This is a genomic window from Cronobacter sp. HA18003 (genome assembly GCF_011605905.1).
Lineage (GTDB): Bacteria > Pseudomonadota > Gammaproteobacteria > Enterobacterales > Enterobacteriaceae > Cronobacter > Cronobacter sakazakii.
In genome coordinates this window covers 60,128-86,010 of sequence record NZ_JAANQO010000021.1, presented here as the reverse complement: position 1 = coordinate 86,010, position 25,883 = coordinate 60,128, and the positions used below count along the sequence as shown (strand labels likewise).

The following is a 25,883-nucleotide window of genomic DNA, read 5'->3' as shown; positions in this document are numbered from 1 at the left end:
TTTATTTATATAAATCATTCGTGGTGGTGTTTTTCTGAAATTTGCCGTGCCAATCTAAAATAAATTTCAACAATGAGATAATATTCTTTCTGTTTTGAAGGATAGGCGGGGTTGTTGCTTATATTCAGGCAGTTATTGGGTAAGGGTTTATTCCGGTAATTACGGAGCGTTATTTAAAGGAATGATAATGGATACGACAGAGCAGCTTGGTGGAACTTACTTTTTTCGGGGTTTGAGTAATCTTACTGCTGGTGAATTATTTTTCTACATTTTCCTTGAGGAAGCCCAAAAGCAGTTGGGAGTTGGAGATATAGTCGCTCTTGCTCTTTTCATCCTTGGCTTGCCTGTACGTAGTACGCGTGGGAAGCCTGTTGGAGCCACAAAGGGTACGTCAGTTCTTAGCGAAAATCTCAGGCGCTGGATAAACATTGAAGTCGGTATGCGATTGCCTACGTTAACTAACGGATCGGTTAAACGGCTTAAGTTTAGCTATGTTACTAATTTAGGTGCATTTGCTGGGCGCTGGATACCTGTTCTTGGAATAATATATATTATGAATGATGTAGCGACGATAGCCTGGAAAACGACAACTATTTATAACGCTATTGCCAATAAAGAGGATCGGTTATGGAGTTGAACGAGAAAACCACAACAGCCATTCTGGAATGGTATGACGAAAAGTGGAATCTCCCTGGGCTATTGCGCAAGAAAATACCGCTGACGCCTGAAACCAGCCTCACCACAGGCCGCTATCCGTGGGCCCGAGAGACGGGAGATGAGATTATGAAGGACTATTTTAACCGGTTTTCTGTGGATGATACGGGCTTTGATTTTTTAAGATACTGGCCTCCTGAAACAGGTATGTGGCCTAATTGCTTACGCCCTCGTGCATTGCGGGTGGAAATAAAAGATCCTGAGCCATTAACCCTATCTATGTTAATCGAGTCTGCAAAAGCCGGACGATGGCTTTATTGAGGCATTATTTTACGGCGTATCAGCGCGGCAAGATTATCTCGTGAAAGTCCTGATAGCTGGCAAGGGGCACCCGGATGCCCTTAAGCTATGCGTCAGGGCAACGTTGAACGCAATACGCTTCGTAATTTTCCTTACAGGAAAACGGCCCTCCTGCATGGACCGGACGAATATCTCTCCTTCTGCGCTTGAAGCCTTTCGCGCGGTTACGCGTTAGAATCAACGCAATCTTCGCAAGCACACGTTAAACCAGGCAGGGGCAGTCGCCCCGTAATCAGGAGTAGAGATGTTCAGCAAAATTTATGAGGTTGATGAAAGCCATATCGATTTTCAGGGCGTCGTGGACGGGCTCTATTACCCGTTTTACATGGAATGGGCACGCCACGCATTTATGAGAGAAGCGCTGGGGATTGATATCGAAGAGGAGTTTAAGCAAGGGCGCCTGTACATGGTGCTGGAGTATTCCCTGCGTTTTCGCCAGAGCCTGAAAAAAGGCGACACCTTGGAAGTGACCTGCCAGCTTGAAAAAAACGTCAAGCGCAACCGGTCAACTTCGCTCAGCAGATCCGCGTGAATGGCACAACCTATGCGGAAGCAACCTTCGTCGCCACATGTCTGGTCAACGGCAGACCTTCTATGCCCGACGCGGTGGTTAAGGCGTTAGAGGAACTCTGATTTTCTTTTTTGACCGGCGCAGTCGTTTTTGAGGCGGCTTGCGCCGGTTTCAAGCGGATCACCCTTTAAAAGCCCCGCCGCTGAATGCGTGGGGCGGTAAAACAGGAAAGGTTACGCTCAGCGCGTGACCTGAACAGCTAAAGTGGCATTCGCCAGGAAGCGATATTCAGATGGCGCTATCCAGCCCAGCGCAGAGCCGGTCGATTTCAGTCTGAATATATTTCCTGCGCTGCTTAAACAGGATACGGGCAGGGACGAGGCGCTCAATCAACATTGGCTTTCTGATGACGTATTCTATGACCATCTCTTTTACATCTTTTTCTGACCATCCCTGCGCAGCATATAAAAATAGACTAAGTTCCTTTAAGTATATCCTCAAAGTCTGTACTGCTTAAATCTGGTGCAGCACATAGCATATCTTTGGCCAGCGCGCGTCGACGCTTAAGAAGTTCATCAAGCGTTACTTCAAAAGTGGTGATTTCAGGATCTCTCACTGTAGGGTAATAAACATATACATCTTTAGTTTGCCCAATTCGGTACGCCCGATCCGTTGCCTGATCTTCTTTAGCTGGATTCCAGCATCGCGTGAAATGAATAACATGATTAGCTTTCTGTACATTAACGCCGAAACCTACGGCAACCGTAGACAGAATGATTATTCCAAACCCTGGTTGAGACTGGAAATTATCTATCAGGCGCTGGCGGCTGTTTTGACTGTGACTTTTAGTACTGGTATCACCATTGATAATAACCGGTCGGAAACCAAATTTTTGGTATATCGCATGTTGAAGTTCACGCTGTAAATCACGAAGCTCTGTAAAAATAATAACCTTGTCTTTTGTGGTTGCTTTTATTTCCGCAAGTTTTTTTAGCAGCCAATTAAGTTTGGGAGAGTTGTCCCGAAAATGAGGGGCTGGATCAACGACTGCGGGATGCGCGCAAATGAGTTTCAGCTTGTGTAACAAACCTAACATACCAGTTCCGGCCTGTTGCATCTCTTCGCTAAAGGCTTGTTGCTGTTGCCAGTTTGCAACAGACGAAAGGTAGAGCTTTTTTTGAACACCGGAGAATATCAACTGTTTGCAGCTTTCCACTTCAATTTTCCGGGGTAAATCACGAGCAACCTCTTCTTTAGTGCGGCGTAAAGTCTGAGGTTCTATTAGCGCGCGCAAAGTTTCCAGCCGTTCAGTATCTCGTCCAGCTTCGTTCTCTATAGAACGCACATAATGTTTACCAAATTCATTTAGCGCTCCTAACAAGCCTGGCTGGGCAAAATCAAACAAGCTCCACAGGTCAACAAGGGTATTTTCGACCGGTGTGCCGGTACAAGCCACTTTAAATCTCGCTTGTACCGCGTTAGCGGCATGTGTGATTAGTGCTGCAGGATTTTTTATCTTTTGCGCCTCGTCGCATACCATAATAGACCAGGACTGGCGTGCCAGAGAAAACTCTTGATCGCGAAGTGTTTCATAGGTCGTCAGTACGATTTTCGACTCACCTTGCCAGCCTGGTTTAAGCAGGTTCTTGATCCCCTGAGATTGCAGATGAGCAGGAATAGCTTGTTTAGGATATTTCAATGCTTTAATGGTCTCGCCATACAACTTCAAAACCGGAACACCTGTTGTGTAGAAAAAATTGTCCAGCTCACGTTCCCAGTTATCAAGAAGAGAGACAGGCGCAACAATAAGACTTGGCGGCTCTTGCGGGAATTTTTCAATGAACCATACCAAAAAGCTTAAAATTTGTAGTGTTTTCCCAAGCCCCATATCATCCGCAAGAAGGCAACCTGCGGTTTCCTCTGGTGAACGGATGAATAGTTGCTGAAGCCAGGCGAGACCTTCGCGTTGATGATCTTTAAGTCGGATATGTTCTTTGAGACTGAGCGGAATTTCAGGTTCTGCATTACGCGCACTGAGAAGTAAATTACGGCGCTGTTTTATGTAGGCAGCTTCTTCAATATTTTGCTCAATTTTTAGTACGGCTCGGGTTGGTTTATCTACAATATTGCCCGCAGATCCATTCGCAGCGCTCTGCTTTTTTCCCCATTTTTTACTAAAGATTTTTGCGGTATCCAGCGGTAATTCGCTGTCATTCCAGGGGGCAGTAATATGCGTTTCACCAGCAGCTTCAGCCTGATTAATTCTCTTCTGTAGTTCATCGAAATGGTGAAGATTTTCAGGTTGCCAATCAGTCAGCGTTTCGACTGCAAACACGGAAAAATCGATGTCATCTGGAAGCCAGTTTTCACTTTGCGCTTTCGTCAGCCAGGGCGAGGAAATTTTTTCAAACTCACCGATGCCAATTACCCGGTCACCATATTTCGCAATATCCAGCACATCGCTAAATTCTTTCCCTTCAATTTCTTGCTGCCAGCGAGCCAGGAGAGCCTGGCAGTCGTGCCACTGTTGTTCTGTGAACTGACTTAACTCCAGTTCGTACCCTTGCCATGAACCTGCAGGCATCTGTGCAGCGACACTAATACCGAGTTGCTGTACGAATTTTTCCAGCTCCCAAGGGGCGGAGAACACAAAAGTAATTTCTGGCTGGGGAACAGGTGATATAGGCTCAAGTACAAGGGTAATATCCGCAATTTTATTATATGGATTCCATTGAGGTATTAACCTGAAATGATGAAAGAAAATTCTGGCGTTAAATAATGCTTTTTCATGCTCTTCTGGTGCAATAACGCTGGCTGCGTCTTCACCTAAAAATGCATAAGGATTGCGGACAAAAGAAAGCGCTTCACTTCCGGCTACTCTCCGACCTGGAATCGAATGAATTGAATTCAAGACCTCTTTTACTTCGGGAGCGAGTATGACATGGCTGAGTTCACCATTCTCTCCGGGAATCCGGTAGCTATCGTGAACCTGCGAGTTCTTGTCAAAATTACTCAGCCAGTTAGCGGGCTGGTCTTCGAAATGAGGTTCAATTTCGATAACCGCGGTATCCGCAACGGTTGCTTTACGCAGACGTAATGACAATGAAGTCGGTTTGACGACATGCGTTTTTTCTAAATAATCATCAAATTTTGCGCCAGCTTGTTTCGCACATTTGCGTATAGCGGCCCAGCCCAGCTGGTTAGTGGTTTCGCCGGGAATCTGAATTTGCTGCACACTGAGTTGTTCTATTGCCTGTAAGAGTGCCCAGTTTTCCCTCGATAACAGATATTGCTGATTATCATGGGTTAGTATGGCACCGAGACGACTAAAACGGATTGGCTTGCGGCCTGGGACCGTAGCCCATTGCGAAATCCAGACGCGAAAATCGCTATCGCTTAACGCACCACGTGAACACAAGCTTGCGCGTAACGGCAGTACCTCAGGTACGCCGATAAGTGGCAGGCTACTGGCATGATCTTCATCTTCCAGCAGGCAATATAATGCCTGCCAACTCAACAGCCACCGGTCTGTCAGCGATATCAGATAGTCTTCTTCAGCCAGTTGCTCAAGCCAGGATGCCAGTGCCCAGAGCTGCGAATCATCAACCAGAGACATTGAAAAGCTGAGCCCGTTTTCCTCAACCTGATATTTATCTTTAAGGTGGCGCTCTATCTGCTGACGGTCTCCCGTCAGTTTACTTAACAGGCGTTTCAGCATTATTTTATCCAGTAACGACGGGGTTCTTTGGCTACAGGTGAAAAGCCTAATCGTAACAACTCTCTTTCTAATGCGTCGTCAGGGGTATTAAGCTGGACGGACAGCACTCCACCTTTTTGCCGGTTATCGCTAACGATACAGGGGACATTTTCTACAAGACGCTGTATAGCAGTATCCCGCTGTGGGTTAATAATTTTTACTTTGGAGAAAGAAATAGAAGAAGACTTCTGTTTCTCAATAAATTTAACAGGTTCTTCGGCCAGCCAGCGAATACCTAATTTGCGTAACTCATCATCATATTTCAACATCCAGCCCGTGATATGAGCTTTGCTATATCCTTCAGCACGTGGCATATGAGGCATCCTCAGTATGCAACGTTTTTGATTTTGATCTTTTAACTGAAGATTAATGTCGAAAGTGTCAGATTCTGGGTTAAATGGTGCCTGGCCAACTCGATAGGCATACATTGCATTCCCTGTTCCTGAAAACTCAACAAATAAGTAATCATTAATCTGCATAATCATGGCATTATCAAGATTACGTCCGCCTCGCAGGTAACTTAACCGTCCCTTGTTTTCTTCGCGGAATTTCGCAAAGTCGCTTCCGCGATCGCGCCAGGCATCGGTTCCCATCACGATACGGGTGAAGCCCATCTGATTTGCAAACCTGAGCCAGTAAAAGAGGCGGGCTTGATCTACATCGCCGTTTCCACGCAACAACTCGAAGAAATGCATCAAATCTTGTTTTGCCAGCCAGCTCCGAACCATGCCTGCAACGGGTTCAGAAACATATTGGTACCATTTATTCTGCTGGCTTTTTAGCTGTGGGTTATCCCAATATTCTAGTGCAGCTACTTTCAATGCGGAATGAGCCTGATCACGATATGTTGAATGGTAATAGCGAGTAAGGGTTGCGCTTATAATGTCATTCCGAAAGCGAACCCATTGCGCTGCCAGATCTAACAGCCAGCTGATTTTATCCAGATATTCTGGGTCATCCATAGTATCAAGCTGTGCCAGGAGCACGGTAAAAATACGTTTCCACAACCAGCTGCTGTCATGAATTTGAGCGATCTTTTCCAACGATGAGAGTGAGTTATGCTCACCTGCAAGTAACTGTCTGGAGATAACGCCGCCTGCCTGCGGGGTAAAAATATCGTGATAAAATTCTATGGTTTTCATCCAGGGTTTTTCTCGCCTTATGGCCGATTTCACAACGAGGTAACCCTGTGCTATATGACCACGTAGTACGCACCAGTGTGGATTTTGTTCAGGAGTTTCATTCTGGTAGGCAAAGTAGCTTGCACAAAGTGCAGCCCAATCCTTGCGCTTAAGATTATTTGATGCGATGCATTTTTTAATTTTACTATCTACTTTTGGAAAGAGCGTGTCGTCTTCCAGCAGTATCGGTTGGTTAGGATATAACGGATCATTATCGGCAAGCCCATAAAATATCATCCGCCAGTCTCGCCCGCTGAGTTCTTGTGCAAGGCGAAGACGACGTAGCGCCTCCAGACGAATTTCATGTGGTGGAGCGGGGATTTTATCGGCTTTATCAAACCTTTTTTCCATTTCTATTCCTGCTGACGTCAATGCATCAAAGTCATTTCGCAAAAAAGTTTCACTCTGCTGGGTGACTGAGAGAGCCGCAGTAATACGTTGTGAAAGCGAATTCAATGCTGAGGTCATTGCGGCATTACCAACTGACAAACTTCTTTATTTATTACAGGAGGAAAGTCCACCGTCTCATCCCCATCGCGTTTATCTTTAAGCCCGAAGAACTGCATACGTAACTCAACACGACGGCTGGCTTCTTTACTCTCTTTAGCATTATTAAAGGAAACGCCACCTGCCAGGAAAAGCTTACGGATTTGAAGCTGTTGCTCGATGGTAATGTTTTTTTGCAGAGGGCTGCGGCTATCTAGCAGGCTGCACATTACCCATTCAGAACGCTGTAAAGAAAGATGCAAATTATAAAGATATGAACCGTCGGTATCGGTGAATCCTTCAATAACAATTTGCTTAAACCACTTTTTGCCTTCTTCACTTTCGGCAGCTTCAAGCACCAGAGGGACGACATCCTGCAATGCCTTTTGTCCTTCTGCATTGAGGAAAAAACGATTGTGATCGAAGCGGCCAGCCTCGCCAAAACTGATACGATTATCGTGACAATCTACCACAATGGTTTTGTTTAGATTACGGGCATGGAGTTCAAGGCGCTCGCACAATCGCGTAATATCCTGCCCACGTGTTTTTTCGCCTTGTTCTGCTTTCTGAATGCGTTGAGTAACCGAACTTAGCGAAGCAACCATGACAACCAGAAATAGCACCATCATTGCCGTCATCAGATCAGCATACGAAATCCAGAAGGGTTTCTCCGCTTCGTCACCGCGCCGTTTTTTTATGCTCCATGTATTACCAAACATTTACTGTTCCCTCTCAGACACGAACGCGGGACAGGACATCATCAAGCTCGCTGATGCTTTCTCCGACTTGTTCAACAGCGCCTGCAAGCAAAGTGGAAGCTTTCGCCATTTCAACGTCCAGCTTGCCAAGCGTCTTGTCCAGACTACGTGATACGCCTTCAGCGAAGTCTTCAAAACCTTTGCCGAGTACATCACTGACGTTATCCATAAAGGTCTGCGCTTCCCGGTTATAGCTCTGTAAACGCTCGCCATGTTGCTTAAGATCGGCAATAAACTGACTACGGGTGGTTTGTTCAGATTGTGTATTGGCAGCGAGCAGCTCGAGCATGGCGATAGATTTGCTAATGGCTTCGCGATTGTTACGATAATCTGCCACGACAGAAGTAAGCTCGCTGGTAGCGCCGGAAAGGGTTGAACCTGCCGATTGCGCTTTATTCAGGACATCAACGGTAATGTGGTTGGCTTGCGATACGCGATCACCTGCCTCTTCGAAACGTTCAGCCGCCACTCGCATTTTGTCTGCGCCGTGTTGCATATCCTGAATTTGTCGGTTGGTTTGTTCCGCAAGCTGGCGCAGCGTTTCAGTGGTGCTCTTATGTTGCTGCGAAACGGTGTCGATCAACTGTTTAATCTGATCATCAACCTCACCCATGACGCGCTGTGTCTGTTCGTGCAGCGACTGCTGATTTGCTTGCTGATGTGCAGATATCTGTTGTTGGCCTTTGTCCATCTGACTAAACAGACCGCCAAGCTGTTCGCCAAGTGCCTCAACGGAGGACGCCATTTTTTCCATTGTGGCGCTTTGCCCTTGCTGCACTGAATTCTGAATGGCTTCGATAAAGGCAGCCATATGTTCAGCTTGAGCCTTTTCACGGGCTTCACTGTCAGCGAACATTTTTTCAAGCTGTCGAGCCATACGCTCACCTGCGCCTTCGCCTTCGGCGCCGATTCTGGCGACCGATGCCTGCAGGCTGGTAAGCATATCGTTCATGCCTGCCTGCATGGCTTGCTGACCGGATTTCATTTCAGCTAACAATTGTTCAATTAACTGCGCGCTCCCCTGACGGGAATCGTCGCTGACCTGACGCATGTCCTGTAACAAAGCAGAGAAACCACTTTGCATCGTTTGGATCGCGCCAACGGTTTGTCCCATCATGTCGTTGAGGTTCGTAAATTGCTGACCAAATGTGGTATCGAGCTTCGCCATAAACGCCGTCAACACATCCTGCAGCATGTTCTGCACCATACCGCTTTGATCGCCACTGGCGGTCTGAACTGCACCCGCAATTTTATCAAGTGGAGACTTCAGGCTATTTTCGATAGCACCACTGACCTGATCGGCGAACTGCATGCCGGATTCACGATAGGTAGCACTTAGCGTATTCGCCAGTCGTTCGTTTTCAACCTTTTGACTCTCGGTGAGATGCAGCAGCATATCGCGCAGATCGGTGACCAGGCTTTCTTTTAAATGACGAGCTTGTGTCGCGCTGTCATTGCTTGATTTCACCAGCGAGGCGAGGTACTCCTCACCCACACCGCTGATATAGAGTTTGTCGAGCGAAGCAGTAAACTTTTCCAGATATTTGTAGCATTTGGCGATAGATAGCTTTTCAATCCAAGTCACTACAATAGAAGCAAAAATGGCGGCGGCTGACCCCAGGAAAGCGTATAACACGTCGTGCAGCAGATTATTGACGCTGCTGGAGACTTGCTCTGGAGTGCTGGGGTCGAAATGATTGAGGCCTATCATCAGGCCATAGAAGGTGCCGATAATACCTATGCCGGTCAGAATACCGGGTAAGTGCTTAAAAAATTCGGTGTTCAGCGGAATATCAATAAGCTGCTGCTCAGAGAAGAAACTGGCGCTTGGCGCTGTGGCCCGAACGCGAACAATTGTCTCTTCACCGTTTTCCAGCTCACGTTGAGGGTGCAACGATTCTTCGAATTCGTTCCACGCATGCCTGAATTCAGGCTTCTGGAACAAGTTTCGCAGATGATCAAGCTGCTCGACTGGCGCGGTGTTTTCGAGGCTATTAATTGAGTGTGTATATTTTTTCAGACCGTTAATAATTTTTATGGCTCTGAACAAATAAAAGTAAATAAAGCAACCAAAGGCCACGCCAACAAGAATGCCAACAGTAATTGGTACGTTATGAGGTTGAACTGAAGTAAGCGTCAGCAAGAAAGAATTAAGCCATGACATAGTTTTATCCGTTGAATATATTAGCCAGCACCCATAATTACCATCGACAATTCTTGGTTTATCTTTAACCAAAATTTGTATGCTGAGATAGTCATTGTTGTACCGTTCCACAATTCACAAACAGCCCCGTCCGTTCAGGGGATGAACGGTGAAAGCAGGGGGCTCAAAAGGAATGGCAAGATAGTTTCCTATCATTTGACGCTCAAATGCAAATTTCTTTACGCAGTGTCGTTTGTAATCATTACCGTTCCCGGTATCATTTTGCGCACCAGATTCCAAACCTGAATTTGCGCTGGAGCATGACTGCTTTAGCGCTGCGAGCTATCAAGGAATTTTCATGAACAACGCTGAACAACAGTTCCTGAACGAACTGGATAACAAATTCTGGAAGGCCGCAGATAAACTGCGCGCCAACATGGATGCCGCCAATTACAAGCATGTGGTGTTGGGGCTTATCTTTCTGAAGTATGTGTCCGATGCCTTCGAGGCGCGCCAGCAAGAGCTGATGACGTTATTTCGTGATGTCGGCAACCCTGACAATATCTATGCGATTTCTCGCGACGATTACAGTAGTGACGAAGAGTACGCGCAGGCGCTGCTGGATGAGCTCGAAGTAGAAGACTACTACACCGAGAAGAACGTCTTCTGGGTGCCGAAAGCCGCGCGCTGGGAAACGCTGAAAAACAAAGCCATGCTGCCAACCGGCACCGTGTTGTGGGTGGATGAAACCACCGGGCAGGATGTGAAGCTGCGTTCCGTCTCCTGGCTGGTGGACAACGCACTGGATGAAATCGAAAAAACCAACCCCAAACTGAAAGGCATTCTTAACCGTATCAGTCAGTATCAACTGGGCAACGAGGTGTTAACCGGGCTGATTAATACCTTCTCTGATGCCAACTTCAGCAACCCGGAATATAACGGCGAGAAGCTGAGCCTTAAGAGCAAAGATATTCTCGGTCACGTTTACGAATATTTCCTCGGCCAGTTCGCGCTGGCAGAAGGCAAACAGGGCGGCCAGTACTACACGCCAAAAAGCATCGTGACCCTGATCGTCGAAATGCTCCAACCCTATAACGGCCGCGTGTATGACCCGGCGATGGGCTCCGGCGGGTTCTTTGTGTCCAGCGATCGCTTTATTGAAGAGCATGCGGGCGAGAAGCACTACAACGCCGCTGAACAGAAGCAGAAGATCTCCGTCTACGGCCAGGAATCTAACCCGACCACCTGGCGTCTGGCAGCCATGAACATGGCGATCCGTGGCATCGACTTTAACTTCGGCACTAAAAACGCCGACACCCTGCTGGACGACCAGCACCCGGATCTGCGTGCCGACTTCGTGATGGCAAACCCGCCGTTCAACATGAAGGAGTGGTGGAGCGCGAAGCTCGAAAACGACGTGCGCTGGAAGTACGGCACGCCGCCGCAGGGCAACGCTAACTTCGCATGGATGCAGCACATGATCCACCACCTGGCACCAAAAGGCTCGATGGCGCTGCTGCTGGCCAATGGCTCGATGAGCTCTAACACCAACAATGAAGGCGAGATCCGCCGCAACCTGATCGAAGCCGATCTGGTGGAGTGTATGGTAGCGCTACCGGGCCAGCTTTTTACCAACACCCAAATCCCTGCCTGCATCTGGTTCCTGACCAAAGACAAAACCGGCGGCAACGGCAAAGCGCACCGTAAAGGCGAAGTGCTGTTTATCGATGCCCGTAAGATTGGCTTTATGAAAGACCGCGTGCTGCGTGATTTCACCCGCGAGGATATCGCGAAGATTGCTGACACCTTCCATAAGTGGCAGGCGGATAAAGACTACGAAGACGAGGCCGGCTTCTGCTTCTCGGCAACGCTGGAAGATATTCAAAAAAACGACTTTGTGCTGACTCCAGGACGCTACGTTGGTGCCGCCGAGCAGGAAGAAGACGATGAACCCTTTGCCGAGAAGATGGCGCGACTGACGGCGCAGCTGAAAGATCAGCTGGAAGAGAGCGCGAAGCTGGAAGCGCAGATTAAGGCGAATCTGGGGGGGCTGGGCTATGAGTTCTGAGTGGAAGCAAGTCCGCTTAGGCGACTTCATAGATTCATGTTTAGGTAAAATGCTTGATCAAAAAAAGAACAAGGGAGCATTCCATCCATATTTAGGTAATAGTAATGTGCGTTGGGGTGAGTTTGATTTTAGCAATCTAGCTGAAATGAAGTTCGAAGATACTGAACATGAACGCTACGCTTTAAAAAAAGGCGACTTAGTAGTTTGTGAAGGTGGCGAGCCTGGCCGATGTGCTATATGGGAAGATGAAATTCCCAATATGAAAATCCAAAAAGCCTTACATCGCATTAGGACATTACCTGGATTAGTTACTAAGTATCTTTATTACTGGTTCCTATTGGCGGGTAAAACAGGCTCTTTAGAGCCGTATTTCACTGGAACAACAATTAAACACTTAACTGGTAGAAGTCTTGCGGATTTAACTATCACTCTGCCTCCAGTTAAACATCAAGAAAAATGTGCTTTAGTGTTGGGGTCTCTTGATCGCAAGATAACGCATAATAAAAAAATCAACCAAACCCTCGAACAAATGGCGCAAGCCCTGTTCAAAAGCTGGTTTGTCGATTTTGAACCGGTAAAAGCCAAAATGACAGTGCTGGAAGCGGGCGGTTCGCAGGAAGACGCGACGCTTGCGGCCATGTCAGCGATTTCCGGGAAAGATGCTGATACGCTGGCGGTTTTTGAGCGTGAACACCCAGAGCAATATGCTGAGTTAAAAGCAACGGCAGAGCTGTTTCCGTCTGCGATGCAGGAGAGTGAGTTGGGGGAGATTCCGGAAGGGTGGGAATTCCAACCTTTTGGAGAGCTTTTATCTCATACAATCGGGGGAGACTGGGGTAAAGATGAATCTGATGATAAGCATAAAATGCCAGTGCGTATTATTCGAGGAACAGATATACCTAATATAAAGTCTTGCCAGGATAGCAATGTTCCTTTTCGTTATGTGGAAGAAAAAAAATTAAAAACACGTAGTCTAAATGCTGGTGATATTGTTATTGAAGTATCAGGAGGTAGCCCGACTCAACCCACAGGCCGTTCTATCTATGTTACTAATGAGATTCTTAAGCGACTATCACTACCTGTGGAGCCTGCCAGTTTTTGCCGACTTTTCCGTCCAAAGAGTAAGGAATTAGGCATGGTTTTGGGCCTTTATCTTGAGAGGATTTATCAAGACGGAAAAACATGGTTATATCAAAATCAAAGTACTGGGATTAGTAATTTTCAGACAAAAGTGTTTTTAGAAAATGAGATGGTTGCTGTTGCGCCATCCGAAATTTTAAAGTTGTTTTACAAAACAACGCTGCCTTTTGTTAAATTAATGCACTCTTCTGAGAATATAAAGTTAACCCAACTCCGCGACACCCTTCTCCCCAAACTCCTCTCTGGCGAAATCACCCTGCCGGAAGCCGAGCAGGCGGTAAGCGAGGCGGAAAATGTATAAAGTCGATAAGCCCACCAACAGCCTGCATTCATTGCAAGAAGTGTCATTCAGCAGCCTCGGTTTTACCGAACGCTATCACCTGCAGGAGTGGCTGGCGAAAAATCCGCAGGCGCTAACCCGTGATAATGACGACGAACTGCTGATCATCCAGAAAGAGTTCGCCGGTTTTGACGACACCAAAGAGCGCCTCGATCTGCTGGCGCTGGATAAAAAAGGCAACCTGGTGATCATCGAGAACAAACTCGATGACTCCGGGCGTGATGTGGTGTGGCAGGCGCTGAAATATGCCGGTTACTGCGCCAATCTGCGCAAAGAACAGATCCTCGACATCTTTCAGCTCTATCTCGACAAATACGAGCCGGAAGAGACCCGTCCGGCGGCGGAGGTGCTTGCTGAATTCCTCGAATATGAAACGCTGGATGAAGTTTTAATCAATCAGAGTCGTACACAGCGAATCATCATGGTCGCAGCCAGCTTTCGCAAAGAGGTGACCAACACCGCCCTTTGGCTGATGCAGTTTGGTCTGCGCGTGCAGTGCTTTAAGGTTACACCCTATAAATTCAACGACGATGTATTCGTTGATATCCGCCAGGTGATTCCCACACCGGAAGCTGAATCTTACATGATTGGCATGGCGCAAAAAGAGGCGGAAGAGCAATCCGTCAGCGGCGGGGTAAAACCGGTTCAATTGATGCGTAAAGACTTTTGGACAAAGATGCTGGAGCGTCTCAAAGCCAGCACTTGTACTCTGTATAACAATATCAGCCCGTCCACTGATCATTGGCTTAGTGCAGGTTCTGGCATTAGCGCCGTGTCGTATAACCTGATTTTCAGTAAAAAAGAGATTCGTGTTGAGCTGTGGATTGCCAAAGCCTCCGCAGAGAGTAATACCTTTGCTTTTAACTGGCTGCATGAGCGCAAAGAGACAATAGAAAACGCCTTTGGCCATGCGCTTAAGTGGGAACCTCTGCCAGGTAAAAAATCGTGTCGGATTTCCTGTGCCAGTCCTGCGATTAGCCTTGATGAAGCTAACTGGCCCGAGATGATCGACTGGCTGCTGGTCAACCTGACGGCGTTTGAAAAAGCGCTCGATCCCTTTATCGCCCCACTGAATATGGCGCTCAAAGAGATTTCCAACGCGCCGGATGAGACGGAAGAACCTGAGACAGAGGAAGCCTGATGCTAAGCGAAGACGATTTAGAACAGCAATGCCTGAAATGGTTTGCTGAACAGGGCTGGGAAGTGCTGCACGGGCCAGACATTGCGCCGGATGGCGATAACCCGCTACGTGCTTCATTTCATGATGTGTTTCTGCGCCCGGTGATGCTGGAACAGCTACAAAGCATCAACCCCCATCTTCCTGTTGCCGTGCTGGAAGAGGTGATACTGCGTGTCGCCCATGCGCAAAGCCCGGATCTGGTCATCAGCAACAAAGCATTTCAGCATTTGCTGCTCGATGGCGTGCCGGTTGAGTACAAGCGTGAGAATAAAGTCGTTCATGATAAAGCGCTGCTGATGGATTTTAACCATCCAGCCAGTAACCGCTTTATGGTGGTCAACCAGGTTGCCATTCAGGGGACAAAACAGGTACGGCGCCCGGATGTGATTGGCTATATCAACGGCCTGCCGGTGGCGGTGATTGAGCTGAAAAGCCCGATTGATGCCAATGCTGATATCTGGGCCGCATTTAACCAGTTGCAGACCTATAAAAACGAACTCAGCGATCTGTTTATCTGCAACGAAGCGCTGGTGGTGAGTGATGGGCAAAATGCGCGTATCGGCTCGCTGACCGCTGATGAAGAGCGCTTTCTGCCATGGAAAACCATTTCTAATGAGGACGATAAGCCACAGTTTGACTGGCAGTTAAAAACCGTCGTTCAGGGCTTTTTTAATCGCGAGTTATTGCTCGACTATATTCGCTACTTTGTTCTGTTTGAAAATGATGGCAAACGACTCATCAAGAAAATAGCCGCTTATCATCAGTTCCACGCCGTGCGTGAAGCCGTCGCAGCTACGATTGTGGCGTCTACTGGCAAACATCTGCCGCTGCGCAGTAACATTACCCCCGGTAGCAAAAAAGCGGGGGTGGTGTGGCACACCCAGGGCTCCGGCAAAAGCATCTCCATGTGTTGCTATGCCGGGAAGCTGCTGCAACAGGCGGAGATGAACAACCCGACCATTGTGGTGGTAACCGACCGGAACGACCTCGACGGGCAGCTCTATGCCACTTTTTGTCAGGCGCAGGACTTACTCAAGCAGACGCCATTACAGGCCAATGACCGCGAGGAATTGCGCGAGTTGCTGAATGCCCGCGAATCTGGCGGCATCATTTTTACCACCGTGCAGAAGTTTGCTCCGCGCGACAGTGAGCAGAGCCATCCGGCTCTCAACACACGCAGCAACATCGTGGTCATTTCTGATGAAGCACATCGCAGCCAGTACGGCCTGAGCGCCACGCTGGACCGTGAAACCGGCCTTTATAAATATGGCTACGCAAAACATATGCGCGATGCGCTGCCGAATGCCTCGTTTATGGGGTTTACCGGAACGCCAATTGCCTCGGAAGATAAAGATACCCGTGCCGTATTTGGTGATTATGTCTCTATCTACGACATTCAGGATGCCGTGGATGATGGCGCTACGGTGCCTATCTACTATGAATCACGCCTGGCAAAACTCGACCTGAATCATGAGGAGCTCGAAGCGCTTTCGGAGCAGGTCGATGAGTTGGTAGAGGATGAAGAGACAGGGCAGCAAGAGAAAACGAAAGGCGACTGGAGCCGTCTGGAAAAGTTGGTAGGTTCAGCGCCGCGAATTCAGCAGGTCGCTGCTGACCTGGTTCAACATTTTGAAATGCGCAATGCAGCTATGACCGGCAAAGCGATGATTGTCGCCATGAGTCGCGATATTTGCGTCAAGCTTTATGATGCTATCGTGGCAATCCGCCCGGACTGGCACAGCGAGGATGTTGAAAAGGGCGCGATAAAAGTCATTATGACCGGCTCTGCATCGGATAATAATGTTCTCCAGCCGCATATCTATAACAAACAGACCAAAAAGCGCCTTGAATCTCGCTTTAAAGATTTGAACGATCCGCTAAAGCTGGTGATTGTGCGTGATATGTGGTTGACCGGGTTTGATGCCCCTTGTTGTCACAGCATGTATATCGACAAACCGATGCGTGGACATAATTTAATGCAGGCGATTGCTCGTGTTAACCGCGTATTTAGGGATAAGCCTGGTGGACTGGTGGTGGACTATATCGGCATTGCGAATGAGCTTAAGCAGGCGCTGAAAACTTATACTGATTCAAAAGGCAAAGGCCAGACGACTGTGGATGCCAGAGAAGCGTTTGCGGTATTGCTGGAAAAATTCGATATCATCCATGGCATGTTTTCCCCCTCAGCAGGAAAACCAGGTTTTAAATACGAGGGCTTCTCTCGAGATCCTTTGGCCTTCTTGCGTGACGCTGTGAACTATATTTTGGGACTGGATGAAGGTAAAAAACGCTACCTCGATGTCTCGCTGGCAATGACTAAAGCATGGTCGCTTTGTAATACACTGGATGAAGCGAAACCACTGCAAGAAGAGTTTGCCTTTCTTTCTGCAATCCGAGTGGCGCTTCTGAAACTAAATCCGGCAGCAAAGTTTAGCCAATCGGAGAAAAACTCCCTGTTAAGTAAAATTCTTGATAACGCCGTTGTCGCAACCGGTGTAGAGGATTTGTTTGCCTTGATCGGGTTAGATAAACCTAATATTGGCTTGTTGTCCGATGAGTTTCTGGAAGAGGTGCGGGAAATGCCGCAGCGAAACCTGGCGGTAGAACTTCTGGAAAAACTGCTTAATGACGGAATCCATGCCCGTTCCGGCAATAACGTCGTACAGCAGAAGAAGTATTCCGACCGTCTGAAAGCAGTATTGCTCAAATATAATAACCGCGCGATTGAAACGGCACAGGTGATTGAAGAGCTGATTGCGATGGCAAAGTCATTTCAGGAGGCGATGGCGCGGGATGAGGCGCTGGGGCTCAACCCTGACGAAATTGCGTTTTATGATGCTCTGGCTGAAAACGAAAGTGCTGTACGGGAGCTTGGGGATGATGTCCTTAAGAAACTGGCCGTTGAAGTTACATTGAAATTACGCCAGTCAACAACGGTGGACTGGCAAGTGCGTGAAAGCGTACGAGCCAGACTGCGTATCCTCGTTCGGCAAACGTTGCGTAAGTATAAGTATCCACCAGATAAAACACCTCATGCTGTAGAGTTGATTCTCAAACAAGCTGAGGTCGTCTCTAACAGCTGGACGATTTAGATTTACTTACAAAAGGGGATCCTCGTCCCCTTTTGTATAAGGTGCCTAAAAGGTTCGGATTTAATTAGTTCTCTTCGGACTTCGCGGGACAAATTGAGGGCACAAAAAAGCCCGCAGGGCTTGCGCCGTGCGGGCTCTCAGGACTTCATCGGATGACTCTGGTGATCACCGATGGAGAATTTTGGTGGAGCTGGCGGGAGTTGAACCCATGTCTGAGGTGTGATTAAGTGGTTGAATAATAGTTTTTTATTTAATTCATAATGATTTTGGTGCACTTTGCGTGCATATTGTGGTCGTATTAGTGTCCCGACAATGTCCAGAGTTTTACTGGAATCATGTGATTAATCAGCACTGCCGGGCGAAAAAAGACCGCTTTCGCGATCTTTATTTTCTGTTTCTGCCATATTTACGCTTTGCCTTCCTGTTGCTTACCGGCTTCACCTCGCGGTTGTTATCGACTTTCTCATGTATGTCCATATTGAACCAAGACGCATGCGATACTTCGCTGATGGGAAAAATTATACTGGTATCAACATCTTCAAGGTCATTATAGTCGTTTGAGAAAAGAACCCTGAGCGTATCTTTATCCCTGTATCCGGACATGATGGGGCTAATCGAGATTTCTAGGTTTGGTCCTTGCTTTTCGTTGGGTTCGCTTATCATGTTGACGGTACCAACATAAATCTTTCGACATTTCAGGCTTACCAACACAGGTCTGTCTTCAGTCGCCGAATCGAAAAATAATTGCCCAAGTGAACCATCAGAGAGAAGTTTACCTAACTCGTTTAGCCTTATGACTTGCTTAGAGAAACTGAGGTTTTCATCGTTTTTCGGTTCTGGAGTAATTAGCCAGGCGGCAATATAAATACGAAGCCGGCAGTACTGCAACCAAAGCCATGCAAGTCCCACAGTTGTCACTGATAACAGAATAAGCCATGAGGTTATGCGATTTTCTTTAGGGTCAGCACTTCCATCTATGAGATGTGAGAGCCACGTTGCAAAATTTAAGTCAGGGAAAAGGTACTTAATAGAGTATGCAACGATGACGGATGAAAGACATGCATAGAAACCGTACGTGGCCACCTTCATGTAAAGAAGCTGGCCATCGTATCTGTGTAAGCGGAAGAAGAGTTTGATGTTGTGCGGCGATGTTACTAATAAAGAACCACTGACTAACAGTGGTATAATGAGTAGTGCAAACATTAGTTAATCGTCGCTGTCCTTTATGTTGGCTTTGGCTGCGGCCACAGCCTCTGCATCCTGTTCGATATACTTACGTGCAGCTTTTCTAAGGCGATTTATTTTTTCAGGATTTGCTGAGCCGTCGACGATTACAGCACCACGACCAACGACTTTGATGTTCTTCACACCTGATTTTTTCAAACGCTCTGCCATTGCTTGTCCGCCTTTGACAAAGCCGCTCAAACCAAACATCTTCATGACTAGTTCTGACATAAAGACCTCCTTTTGTTAACCTCAAATACTCCGTTTGAGATTCTTTAACCCCATATGGAAAAGGGCGCGGGATTGTAGCATAACCTACTTATTGGTTAAAAGTAGCCCGTTCAATCCTACAACTTTGACCACCTGGCTGGTGTCAAGTTCACTTATAACATAGATGCGAGCCACAAGGCTTGGCAAGCCAAAAAGTGCGACGGGCTGCTGAAACACGGCATCAGGCTAACGGGAAGCTATGAAAGCTAATTTATTTTGATCATGACGATATAGCAGAATTTATCGATGTACGACCGTCGTACACTGCCAGATATGATCCGTAATTGCGGAACAGCATTTCTGGACCCTTATGCCCCATCTGACCTGCAAGCCAGAAAAGGTTTACTCCCTGGCTGATGTGTTTGGTGGCGAATGTATGGCGGGTCTGGTAGGGATTACGGTACCGAACGCCAGCTTTTTTCAGGGTTGGCACCCATGCTTTTTTTCGGATAGCGTCTGCGTTCGCCCAAGGCTCTCCCGTTTTCGGGTCGCTGAATATGAACTCGCTTTTCATAAAGGTGTATTGTTTCTGCGCCAGCAGGGCTGCCAGCGCCTCACTGTTTAGCTCAACCTTACGGGTACCGGCTTTTGTTTTAGTGCATTTAAGTACCCCTACGACGCTGGCCATCTGCACGTGGGCGGTGTTTCCGATAAAGTCGATATCCTTCCAGCGTATAGCGCACAATTCAGAGCTACGTAGTCCGGTGTTGAATGCGAACCGGAACAGGTTTTCCCATTCCGGGTACCTGCAGCTCTGGTAAATTGCGAGGGTTTCCGCTGGCGTGAACGGGTCAACCTCGTAATCGTCGGGGCTCGGTTTGCTGTCGATCACGTGGTACCGGCTGGCGCTGACGAGGGTTACCGGGTTAATGGTCAGCAGGCCATCCGTAACAGCTTCATCGATGGCGCTGCGCAGAAACGAAAGGTTATTCCTGGTCGTTTTCAGTTTTGTTTTCCGGCTGGCTATCCAGTTTTTAAGAACCGCAGGTGTCAGTTCCGACACGTGAAGTTTATGCAAAGCTGACAGCGCCGACAGGCACTTTTCATAGCCGTTAATAGTCGACGGAGACAAGTTACGGTTCTGGCAGATTTTGAGATACTCGTCCAGGTAAGACTTAATATTTTTTGTTTTCTTCGTAACCCCAAATAACTCCAGTTTTTTGGAATTAGGGAAGTATTTCGCATACTCAAAAGTTTCATGGGCGATCTGATTTTGTATTTCCCCAAGCAGCCGCGCAGCATACTTAACACCCCGCGCGTTTGCCTCCATTTTGGAAAGGGGCTCGCGGCACAGAACCCCTTTATACGTAAAAGTGATTACCAGGGTATCGCCTGTTTTGTGATGGCGAATAGTTACCCCTCTTGGGAGAGATAATGATCCTTGTTCTTTCTTGCCCACTTTGAAACCTCCGTTAAGTCAATCCAGCGTTCTTTAACGCCATCGACTTTTAATACATGTACTCCTTCCTTCCATAATCCCCGTTGTATCCGTTTGTTAACGGCATCCACCGTTTCTCCGGCCTCCCTGCAATAGGTCGATAGGGGAACGCAATCAAGACTCATAGTTAATTTCCTCCTGGCGTTCTAAAAATACGCCGTTGATAACTCCATGCGTCCAGATGAAGCGTCCAACTTCACGCCTAATGCCTTCATCTGGCTTTCGTACTATCTGCGCAGCACGCGTCGAGAAATCACGTCATGCTGCGCTTCCTGCGAACCTCAACGGCGCAGCCAGGCAGAAGCTGAACAGCGGAGGATTCACACTGGTTGCCCCAGTGATCCCAGCCTGGCGCCGCTGAACGGCTAAATAACTCGATGCGCGGCACGTCACCATAGAGACGTTCTAACCGATGGCGGGCCTCCCAGGGTTTCGCACTATGGCGGCCTAACGGGCTGTAGATAACCTGTTTCACGCTGGCATCTTTGCGTTCGAGCCCGGCGCCGCGGGTAGCGATAAGAAGATCCTCGGTGTTGGCCCGCGTATGGTTTCCGCCATTCATGCGCGTTTGCGCGTTAAGCAGGTGCAAAAAGTCGTGAAAATCCTCAATTTCGCCAGCTTCCAGCGCTTTATTGATGTGCTGCTCTGCCAGTTGGTTGAGTTTAACCCATGTAAAGCCCTTCATGGTGCGCACCGTAAAGCCCCAGGCTTCGGCCAGATCCATAGCTTCACGGTTGTGGGTGCCGGTGTACCACATCGCCAGAACGGCGTTTTCTGCGGCCAGCTCCCACACAGGGAGGCGTTTCATATCGATCAAGCTCATGGTGTCGTAATGGCTGGCTGCCGCGCCGTTGCTTACTGTGTTGCCGTAGCTCCACGCGGGATCTGCATAGATAAGCGAATACTTCACGGCTACCTCACAGAAACTGATCAGCAGGGATGCCCACTTTCGCGTTCTCGCGGTTTACCTCGCGGCGCAGCGTGAGAAACTGGCCTACCGGATCGGGGCTGCGAAGAATCCCGGCCAGCTTCTGCTGGCTGTGGCTCGTTTTAAGGCGCTGCTTTAGCGCCAGGGCGCAGGCTTTAACATTGGCCCGCGTGGGGCCAGCGATACGCATACAGAGACACATCGTGATAAGCAGGTCGGCATATTCATCTGTCGCGCGAATAAACTCATCACGATCGATGTGCTTCATCATTTCCGGGATGCGGTGTTTAAGGCTCATTGCGGGATATCCTCATCAAATTCCGGGGCTGCTGCTTCCTGTGCTTTTCTGGACGGATCAGGGAACTGATACGGCGTGTTTTCCAGCTTTAACCACATGGCCTCGCGACCGGCTTTAATGGTCGGCCAGTCCATGCCTTTGATGCGTTCCCATGAGCGGGAGCAAAACACCTCTTCCAGAATGTCGGCTTTAGCGCGTTTCGCGTCGTTGCTGGTGCCGCCGTGATGTTTGTTCAGCAGTTCCACAATCTCATCAAGGGCGATCTCTTTGGCGCGCTTCTCTTTCTGCCAGGTTGGCTGGCCGTCGTCGGCGAACAGCTCGCCATTGTCGCGGGAGGTGTCCACACCTAAATGCGTGCCGCCAAGATTCAGAAATTCAATGTGCGGCTGGAAATGTTTAAACGTCGGGTTTGAGAACGTCTGGCCGTCGATGCGAGTAGAACGGTCTTTCAGAATGCGCGCGGTGCGCCATACCTGCCCGGACTCAAGATCCATCTGCTTTTCCATCTGGATCAGGATTGAAGGCTCATAACCCGTCTCGGTTTCGGCCTTCATCTTGATCCCGGTTTTCTCTAACTGGCGCTTGCCGTCGTCGCCTTCGAAAAAGTCGTACTCATAGCCCGCGCGGCCACACATAATGATGTGCGCCTGGCTGTTAACAAAACGATCGGTAAAACGTCGCCATTCCTGTTTCAGCCACGCCCAGTCTGAGAACTCAAGGCCGCGCTTGCGTTTGCGGCGCGTTGCGTACTCATCGCATAAGCACGTCCAGAAATGGCTGATAGAGTCGATGATCAATACCGAGCCGCTTTGCTCCGCTTCATTTACCGCGGCAATCAGATCCACGAATGCGCGGGTTTTGGCTGTGTAAAGCTCAATGTTTTCAGCATCGAAGCGGGGTTTTACCCAGTCAGAGCCGGTTTCCGTATCGAGGAACATTACCGGCTTATCACCCATTGCAAGCCCGCGCTGGCGCATCAGCAGAACGAGGCCGATCGCCAGTTCGCTGGCGGTGTAGGTTTTGCCGTCTCCGGCGAAACCCATGATTCCGGCTTTCAGAAAAGCCTGGGTATTTGTAGCGCGCTGAAAAAGGGCCATTATTCTTTCCTCATTTCTATATTTAATTCAGTCTGCTTCTCTGCAAGAAGCTCTGCGGAATACCGAAGGAACTCTCCCGCTTTTTCCTGAAAATTAACGTCGTCGAATACCGCTTTAAGCACCGCCCGGTCTGCCTGCGTATTGCTCAGCATTTCGTGAAGATGATGAAATTTAATTTGCCGGTCGTATAAATCAGCCAGTTCTGCTATTTCTTGCTCCCGCGCTGTGTTCAGGTAATGTTGTTGCCAGGATTCCTCTTCGATACGGTCATGCATGAAATAAGCGCTCATGCTGTCTCCTGTGAATGCTGTAAATATATCGCCACGTTATTCGGGATGTGCGTGGCTCTGCCGGTGAGGGCACATTTAATGTTTCGTCAGGGTTAAATTAATTTGTCAGTGCGTTGCCGTGACCATCAAGAAGAACGTCAACCCATATATCTTTGATTCGGGTTTTTTCTGAAAGCGTTCTTAAATAAAGTTTGCCGCCGTAATTAGCTGAAGCCGTCCACGTTTTGTTATTGTGAAAAACTAACATTCCCGGTTGAACGCATCCACGAATGACTTTCTGGATGCCGTAATGCTGACCTTTCATTATTTGATTTTCCCTTTCTTAGTCTTCGGAAAAAAAGGCCCGCCCGAAAGCGGGCAAAAGACTACACACAGCAATGAGTATTGTGGTGCCGGGTGCCTCCCGGTGTCTGGTCAAGGCTGAATACCAGACGGGGTTTGCACTGAAAAGGAGAACAAAACCAGCCTTCCCCGCGTGCGCTTAGCCGCATTCACCACAATATGAAGCGCATTCCGCCGTTTGCGTTTACTCCCAGGCGAGTCAGTGAATAAGTGAAATGCGCTTCATGTTGTGTGCCTGCTTTTAGCCACATCAGGCGAGGTGGTATACTGGAGTTCCCACACAACCAGTAAGGATAAATCTTCTTATGTTTTCTGTTCGCGTAGAATTACGTAATTCTGAAACCGCAGACTACACCGCTTTACATGAAAAAATGAAAGCACATGGTTTTTATCAATTCGCCAGATTTCCTGGTAGCGATGACTTCTTCAGTCTACCTGATGCTGAATATGTGTTTTATAACGTAAGTGGCACCGAATCAGTCTCTTACGTTGGCCATCTCGCCAAAAATATTGCTCAACAAATCCGGCCTAATCCACGAATCGTGGTTTATGAGATTAAGGACTCATTTCAGCTCGGTCTGGATAAGTTTTAGCTCCGCAAGAAGTCTTTCCCGGGCTTCGGTAGCTTCTGTTGCTGTTTCAAGATGTCCAATCACATCTTTTAAACGCTGAATGTGCGAGCACAGGTCATCGGCGATTCTTTTTTCCTGATGCTCTGCCAGTGCCCTCCGGGCAATCCAAATGCGGGCCTCGGTGCCTGCGTTTGGTTCCACCTGCTGGAGGCGTTTTGCGTCTTCCAGTAGCAGCGCAATAACGTGTTTCAGTTTTGTCTCGCCCATCGTAAACCTCATCAGTCGTTTGCTTTTGTCTTGCTGGATAGCGCCTGATTGAACTCGTTGAAGCTAAGGGCTTCTTCACCTTCAGCAAGGCTTTCAAAGTAATCTTCGTATGCCTTTTCCATGATCGTGCTGTTATCCATGCTTACCTCATTACCCTCTTAACGCCGGGTTGGCGGAACGTTTTGCTAAGTATCACTGAGCCGTGATTGCTGTTGATGAGATAAGCATAACTAAAGGTAATTTTCATGGCAAGTAAAAAACTAACAAAAGTTAGTATTTCAGGCATAAGAAAAGGCAACCCTTTGAATTAGTTGCCTTTATTTTTTTGAGGGGCGGTCTTTTCTTACTTTAAGTAGTTCTTCGAACAAGCGGTTAAAGTTATCAACCCTTACTTCTAACTCACTGATAATAGATTCTTTTTCGGACTCTGGAAGTGATTCAAACAGGTCTAGAAGCCTCTTTTGCCTTTCGTCCAGCTCGGTTGGAAGTGAATCGGCTGGAGCGGGTGACTTGTCTTCATCACCAAACATCAACCATGCAGGAGAGCACCTAAGCGCAGCCGCAAGAGCAAAGAGGCTTTTACCCTTAGGCTCTGTCTGCCCATTCTCCCACTTAAAGACGCTGACGCTCGACTTCTGAACCTTGTCAGCAAGCTGTTGTTGGGTAAACCCAAGTTCTTTGCGCCTTGCCGAGATGCGTTCGCTGATATGTGCAGTTTTCATAGCATTAATATAAGTTAACTTGACATAACATTAGTTAGGATTTAATTTTCTAACCAAAGTTACTAGGAGGGTGCATGTATACAAAAAGTGTAATCAGTCATTTTGGTTCAAAAGCTGCCATTGCTCGTGCTTTGGGAATATCTCAAGTTGCTGTCACCAGATGGGGTGAAACCGTGCCAGAGAAGCGCGCGGCTAGGCTTGATCACATTACCAATGGAGTACTCAAGTATGACCCTGATTTTTATGAAGCCTGTGACAAGAAAAGGCATGTTTAAGCGAAGCGATAAATAACTAATAACCATCTTTAAGTATCTGATTTTATTTATTGAAAGGAATATTGGGAATCATTGTTTATGAACACCACACAAAAAAGCACAACCAGCAAGGAATTACAGATCGAAACCCGAATCAGAAGCGGCATAGCCGCCTTGGGCGTCGCGCAGGTTGCCAAGAAAATGGGCATCCACCACTCACAAATTAGCCGGATGCAGACCGGGAAGAACTGTTTTGTTGAGCGTGCTGCCAGGTTGCTGGCGGTAATTGGATTTGATGATCGTGACGAGACGGTAATCATCAAAGGCGAGCAGACGGCAGAGGTAGCGAAAGCGCTGATCTCGATGCTGGAGCATTTAAAAGGCGAAACCCCGGACTGCGCCAACAGTTCCGGGGCTTCTGAGTGCAAATAAATAAAGTGTCCATTTGCGAGGTAATTATGCCAAGAGCTTTGAAACCTGTAAACGCTGGCACTTCCCGGTTGGGTGAAGT

General features: G+C 48.0%; 25 protein-coding genes and 1 pseudogene. 10 read left to right on the top strand and 16 right to left on the bottom strand.

What is annotated here, in order from left to right; translation table 11 throughout:
* Nucleotides 1–187 precede the first annotated feature (187 nt).
* The 3 genes and pseudogenes from G6041_RS11580 (at nucleotide 188) to G6041_RS11570 (ending at nucleotide 1,647) form a co-directional block, all read left to right on the top strand.
* Nucleotides 188–637 carry an STM2901 family protein gene (locus G6041_RS11580; RefSeq protein WP_041460397.1) on the top strand — a complete coding sequence of 150 codons (450 nt, stop codon included), beginning with the start codon at nucleotides 188–190 and terminating at the stop codon, nucleotides 635–637.
* Entirely contained in the window at nucleotides 628–975 is a 348-nt protein-coding gene (locus G6041_RS11575; RefSeq protein WP_012123968.1) for a DUF1493 family protein, read from the top strand. The genes G6041_RS11580 and G6041_RS11575 overlap by 10 nt, the downstream gene beginning before the upstream one ends.
* A gap of 283 nt (nucleotides 976–1,258) precedes the next feature.
* Nucleotides 1,259–1,647: pseudogene (locus G6041_RS11570) on the top strand (acyl-CoA thioesterase).
* A gap of 353 nt (nucleotides 1,648–2,000) precedes the next feature.
* On the opposite strand, the gene zorD reads toward G6041_RS11570, so the two are convergent.
* Genes zorD through zorA1 form a run of 4 tightly spaced genes read right to left on the bottom strand, consistent with a single transcriptional unit; the run spans nucleotide 2,001 to nucleotide 9,871 of the window.
* Nucleotides 2,001–5,243 (bottom strand): type I Zorya anti-phage system protein ZorD, encoded by a 3,243-nt coding sequence (gene zorD / locus G6041_RS11565; protein WP_085406894.1) that lies wholly within the window; start codon nucleotides 5,241–5,243, stop codon nucleotides 2,001–2,003.
* Nucleotides 5,243–6,931 carry a type I Zorya anti-phage system protein ZorC gene (zorC, locus tag G6041_RS11560; protein ID WP_012123971.1) on the bottom strand — a complete coding sequence of 563 codons (1,689 nt, stop codon included), beginning with the start codon at nucleotides 6,929–6,931 and terminating at the stop codon, nucleotides 5,243–5,245. The genes zorD and zorC overlap by 1 nt, the downstream gene beginning before the upstream one ends.
* On the bottom strand, nucleotides 6,928–7,668 hold the full coding sequence (zorB1, locus tag G6041_RS11555) for a type I Zorya anti-phage system protein ZorB1 (protein WP_004386112.1): 741 nt from the start codon (nucleotides 7,666–7,668) through the stop codon (nucleotides 6,928–6,930). Before zorB1 ends, zorC begins: the two co-directional genes overlap by 4 nt.
* Nucleotides 7,669–7,681: 13 nt before the next feature.
* A complete protein-coding gene (zorA1, locus tag G6041_RS11550; protein ID WP_012123972.1) occupies nucleotides 7,682–9,871 on the bottom strand; it encodes a type I Zorya anti-phage system protein ZorA1 in 2,190 nt (729 codons plus the stop codon).
* A gap of 337 nt (nucleotides 9,872–10,208) precedes the next feature.
* On the opposite strand from zorA1, the gene G6041_RS11545 reads away from it, so the two are divergent.
* Genes G6041_RS11545 through G6041_RS11530 form a run of 4 tightly spaced genes read left to right on the top strand, consistent with a single transcriptional unit; the run spans nucleotide 10,209 to nucleotide 17,670 of the window.
* Nucleotides 10,209–11,918, top strand: coding sequence for a class I SAM-dependent DNA methyltransferase (locus G6041_RS11545; RefSeq protein ID WP_012123973.1), 1,710 nt, complete (start codon nucleotides 10,209–10,211; stop codon nucleotides 11,916–11,918).
* Nucleotides 11,908–13,359: a restriction endonuclease subunit S gene (locus tag G6041_RS11540; RefSeq protein ID WP_054628652.1), complete on the top strand. Its 1,452-nt coding sequence runs from the start codon at nucleotides 11,908–11,910 to the stop codon at nucleotides 13,357–13,359. The genes G6041_RS11545 and G6041_RS11540 overlap by 11 nt, the downstream gene beginning before the upstream one ends.
* On the top strand, nucleotides 13,352–14,539 hold the full coding sequence (locus tag G6041_RS11535; protein WP_012123975.1) for a DUF4268 domain-containing protein: 1,188 nt from the start codon (nucleotides 13,352–13,354) through the stop codon (nucleotides 14,537–14,539). Before G6041_RS11540 ends, G6041_RS11535 begins: the two co-directional genes overlap by 8 nt.
* Nucleotides 14,539–17,670, top strand: a complete 3,132-nt coding sequence (locus G6041_RS11530) for a type I restriction endonuclease subunit R (protein ID WP_012123976.1) — start codon at nucleotides 14,539–14,541, stop codon at nucleotides 17,668–17,670. Before G6041_RS11535 ends, G6041_RS11530 begins: the two co-directional genes overlap by 1 nt.
* A 384-nt stretch (nucleotides 17,671–18,054) precedes the next feature.
* On the opposite strand, the gene G6041_RS11525 is transcribed toward G6041_RS11530, so the two are convergent.
* The 9 genes from G6041_RS11525 to G6041_RS11490 all read right to left on the bottom strand — a co-directional run bounded on the left by G6041_RS11525 (nucleotide 18,055) and on the right by G6041_RS11490 (nucleotide 23,519).
* Nucleotides 18,055–18,873, bottom strand: a complete 819-nt coding sequence (locus tag G6041_RS11525) for a hypothetical protein (RefSeq protein ID WP_014728198.1) — start codon at nucleotides 18,871–18,873, stop codon at nucleotides 18,055–18,057.
* A gap of 3 nt (nucleotides 18,874–18,876) precedes the next feature.
* Nucleotides 18,877–19,125 carry a hypothetical protein gene (locus G6041_RS11520; protein WP_014728199.1) on the bottom strand — a complete coding sequence of 83 codons (249 nt, stop codon included), beginning with the start codon at nucleotides 19,123–19,125 and terminating at the stop codon, nucleotides 18,877–18,879.
* 259 nt (nucleotides 19,126–19,384) lie between these two features.
* Nucleotides 19,385–20,563, bottom strand: coding sequence for an Arm DNA-binding domain-containing protein (locus G6041_RS11515; protein WP_014728200.1), 1,179 nt, complete (start codon nucleotides 20,561–20,563; stop codon nucleotides 19,385–19,387).
* Entirely contained in the window at nucleotides 20,518–20,727 is a 210-nt protein-coding gene (locus G6041_RS21445; protein ID WP_014728201.1) for a hypothetical protein, read from the bottom strand. Before G6041_RS21445 ends, G6041_RS11515 begins: the two co-directional genes overlap by 46 nt.
* Nucleotides 20,728–20,855: 128 nt before the next feature.
* Entirely contained in the window at nucleotides 20,856–21,512 is a 657-nt protein-coding gene (locus G6041_RS11510) for an MT-A70 family methyltransferase (protein WP_014728202.1), read from the bottom strand.
* A gap of 7 nt (nucleotides 21,513–21,519) precedes the next feature.
* A complete protein-coding gene (locus G6041_RS11505; RefSeq protein ID WP_014728203.1) occupies nucleotides 21,520–21,828 on the bottom strand; it encodes a DUF7740 domain-containing protein in 309 nt (102 codons plus the stop codon).
* Complete coding sequence (locus G6041_RS11500) at nucleotides 21,825–22,925, bottom strand: AAA family ATPase (RefSeq protein ID WP_014728204.1); 1,101 nt, start codon at nucleotides 22,923–22,925, stop codon at nucleotides 21,825–21,827. The genes G6041_RS11505 and G6041_RS11500 overlap by 4 nt, the downstream gene beginning before the upstream one ends.
* Nucleotides 22,925–23,215: a host-nuclease inhibitor Gam family protein gene (locus G6041_RS11495; RefSeq protein ID WP_014728205.1), complete on the bottom strand. Its 291-nt coding sequence runs from the start codon at nucleotides 23,213–23,215 to the stop codon at nucleotides 22,925–22,927. The genes G6041_RS11500 and G6041_RS11495 overlap by 1 nt, the downstream gene beginning before the upstream one ends.
* Nucleotides 23,216–23,312: 97 nt before the next feature.
* Nucleotides 23,313–23,519, bottom strand: coding sequence for a phage encoded cell division inhibitor protein (locus G6041_RS11490; protein WP_014728206.1), 207 nt, complete (start codon nucleotides 23,517–23,519; stop codon nucleotides 23,313–23,315).
* Between the two features lie 343 nt (nucleotides 23,520–23,862).
* On the opposite strand from G6041_RS11490, the gene G6041_RS11485 reads away from it, so the two are divergent.
* Nucleotides 23,863–24,150 carry a hypothetical protein gene (locus tag G6041_RS11485; protein WP_071819680.1) on the top strand — a complete coding sequence of 96 codons (288 nt, stop codon included), beginning with the start codon at nucleotides 23,863–23,865 and terminating at the stop codon, nucleotides 24,148–24,150.
* Here the strand turns inward: G6041_RS11485 and G6041_RS11480 are convergent.
* The 3 genes from G6041_RS11480 to G6041_RS11475 form a co-directional block, all read right to left on the bottom strand.
* On the bottom strand, nucleotides 24,121–24,396 hold the full coding sequence (locus G6041_RS11480) for a hypothetical protein (RefSeq protein ID WP_237714227.1): 276 nt from the start codon (nucleotides 24,394–24,396) through the stop codon (nucleotides 24,121–24,123). The two genes, G6041_RS11485 and G6041_RS11480, sit on opposite strands and share 30 nt — an antisense overlap.
* Before the next feature lie 11 nt (nucleotides 24,397–24,407).
* Nucleotides 24,408–24,536, bottom strand: a complete 129-nt coding sequence (locus G6041_RS21580; RefSeq protein ID WP_255491435.1) for a hypothetical protein — start codon at nucleotides 24,534–24,536, stop codon at nucleotides 24,408–24,410.
* Between the two features lie 177 nt (nucleotides 24,537–24,713).
* Complete coding sequence (locus G6041_RS11475) at nucleotides 24,714–25,118, bottom strand: helix-turn-helix domain-containing protein (protein WP_014728208.1); 405 nt, start codon at nucleotides 25,116–25,118, stop codon at nucleotides 24,714–24,716.
* A 74-nt stretch (nucleotides 25,119–25,192) separates the two neighbouring features.
* Between G6041_RS11475 and G6041_RS11470 the strand changes: the two genes are divergently transcribed.
* Both G6041_RS11470 and G6041_RS11465 read left to right on the top strand, forming a co-directional pair.
* Nucleotides 25,193–25,393 carry a Cro/CI family transcriptional regulator gene (locus G6041_RS11470; protein ID WP_032984179.1) on the top strand — a complete coding sequence of 67 codons (201 nt, stop codon included), beginning with the start codon at nucleotides 25,193–25,195 and terminating at the stop codon, nucleotides 25,391–25,393.
* 78 nt (nucleotides 25,394–25,471) lie between these two features.
* Entirely contained in the window at nucleotides 25,472–25,804 is a 333-nt protein-coding gene (locus tag G6041_RS11465) for a CII family transcriptional regulator (protein ID WP_014728209.1), read from the top strand.
* The last annotated feature ends 79 nt before the right edge of the window (nucleotides 25,805–25,883 follow it).

Excerpts from the sequence above, each read along its gene's own strand:
- G6041_RS11580 (WP_041460397.1), top strand. The coding sequence starts at position 188 with ATGGATACGACAGAGCAGCTTGGTGGAACTTACTTTTTTCGGGGTTTG.
- G6041_RS11575 (WP_012123968.1), top strand. The coding sequence starts at position 628 with ATGGAGTTGAACGAGAAAACCACAACAGCCATTCTGGAATGGTATGAC.
- zorD (WP_085406894.1), bottom strand. The coding sequence starts at position 5,243 with ATGCTGAAACGCCTGTTAAGTAAACTGACGGGAGACCGTCAGCAGATA.
- zorC (WP_012123971.1), bottom strand. The coding sequence starts at position 6,931 with ATGACCTCAGCATTGAATTCGCTTTCACAACGTATTACTGCGGCTCTC.
- zorB1 (WP_004386112.1), bottom strand. The coding sequence starts at position 7,668 with ATGTTTGGTAATACATGGAGCATAAAAAAACGGCGCGGTGACGAAGCG.
- zorA1 (WP_012123972.1), bottom strand. The coding sequence starts at position 9,871 with ATGTCATGGCTTAATTCTTTCTTGCTGACGCTTACTTCAGTTCAACCT.
- G6041_RS11545 (WP_012123973.1), top strand. The coding sequence starts at position 10,209 with ATGAACAACGCTGAACAACAGTTCCTGAACGAACTGGATAACAAATTC.
- G6041_RS11540 (WP_054628652.1), top strand. The coding sequence starts at position 11,908 with ATGAGTTCTGAGTGGAAGCAAGTCCGCTTAGGCGACTTCATAGATTCA.
- G6041_RS11535 (WP_012123975.1), top strand. The coding sequence starts at position 13,352 with ATGTATAAAGTCGATAAGCCCACCAACAGCCTGCATTCATTGCAAGAA.
- G6041_RS11530 (WP_012123976.1), top strand. The coding sequence starts at position 14,539 with ATGCTAAGCGAAGACGATTTAGAACAGCAATGCCTGAAATGGTTTGCT.
- G6041_RS11525 (WP_014728198.1), bottom strand. The coding sequence starts at position 18,873 with ATGTTTGCACTACTCATTATACCACTGTTAGTCAGTGGTTCTTTATTA.
- G6041_RS11520 (WP_014728199.1), bottom strand. The coding sequence starts at position 19,125 with ATGTCAGAACTAGTCATGAAGATGTTTGGTTTGAGCGGCTTTGTCAAA.
- G6041_RS21445 (WP_014728201.1), bottom strand. The coding sequence starts at position 20,727 with ATGAGTCTTGATTGCGTTCCCCTATCGACCTATTGCAGGGAGGCCGGA.
- G6041_RS11505 (WP_014728203.1), bottom strand. The coding sequence starts at position 21,828 with ATGAGCCTTAAACACCGCATCCCGGAAATGATGAAGCACATCGATCGT.
- G6041_RS11500 (WP_014728204.1), bottom strand. The coding sequence starts at position 22,925 with ATGGCCCTTTTTCAGCGCGCTACAAATACCCAGGCTTTTCTGAAAGCC.
- G6041_RS11495 (WP_014728205.1), bottom strand. The coding sequence starts at position 23,215 with ATGAGCGCTTATTTCATGCATGACCGTATCGAAGAGGAATCCTGGCAA.
- G6041_RS11490 (WP_014728206.1), bottom strand. The coding sequence starts at position 23,519 with ATGAAAGGTCAGCATTACGGCATCCAGAAAGTCATTCGTGGATGCGTT.
- G6041_RS11485 (WP_071819680.1), top strand. The coding sequence starts at position 23,863 with ATGTTTTCTGTTCGCGTAGAATTACGTAATTCTGAAACCGCAGACTAC.
- G6041_RS11480 (WP_237714227.1), bottom strand. The coding sequence starts at position 24,396 with ATGGGCGAGACAAAACTGAAACACGTTATTGCGCTGCTACTGGAAGAC.
- G6041_RS21580 (WP_255491435.1), bottom strand. The coding sequence starts at position 24,536 with ATGGATAACAGCACGATCATGGAAAAGGCATACGAAGATTACTTTGAA.
- G6041_RS11475 (WP_014728208.1), bottom strand. The coding sequence starts at position 25,118 with ATGAAAACTGCACATATCAGCGAACGCATCTCGGCAAGGCGCAAAGAA.
- G6041_RS11470 (WP_032984179.1), top strand. The coding sequence starts at position 25,193 with ATGTATACAAAAAGTGTAATCAGTCATTTTGGTTCAAAAGCTGCCATT.
- G6041_RS11465 (WP_014728209.1), top strand. The coding sequence starts at position 25,472 with ATGAACACCACACAAAAAAGCACAACCAGCAAGGAATTACAGATCGAA.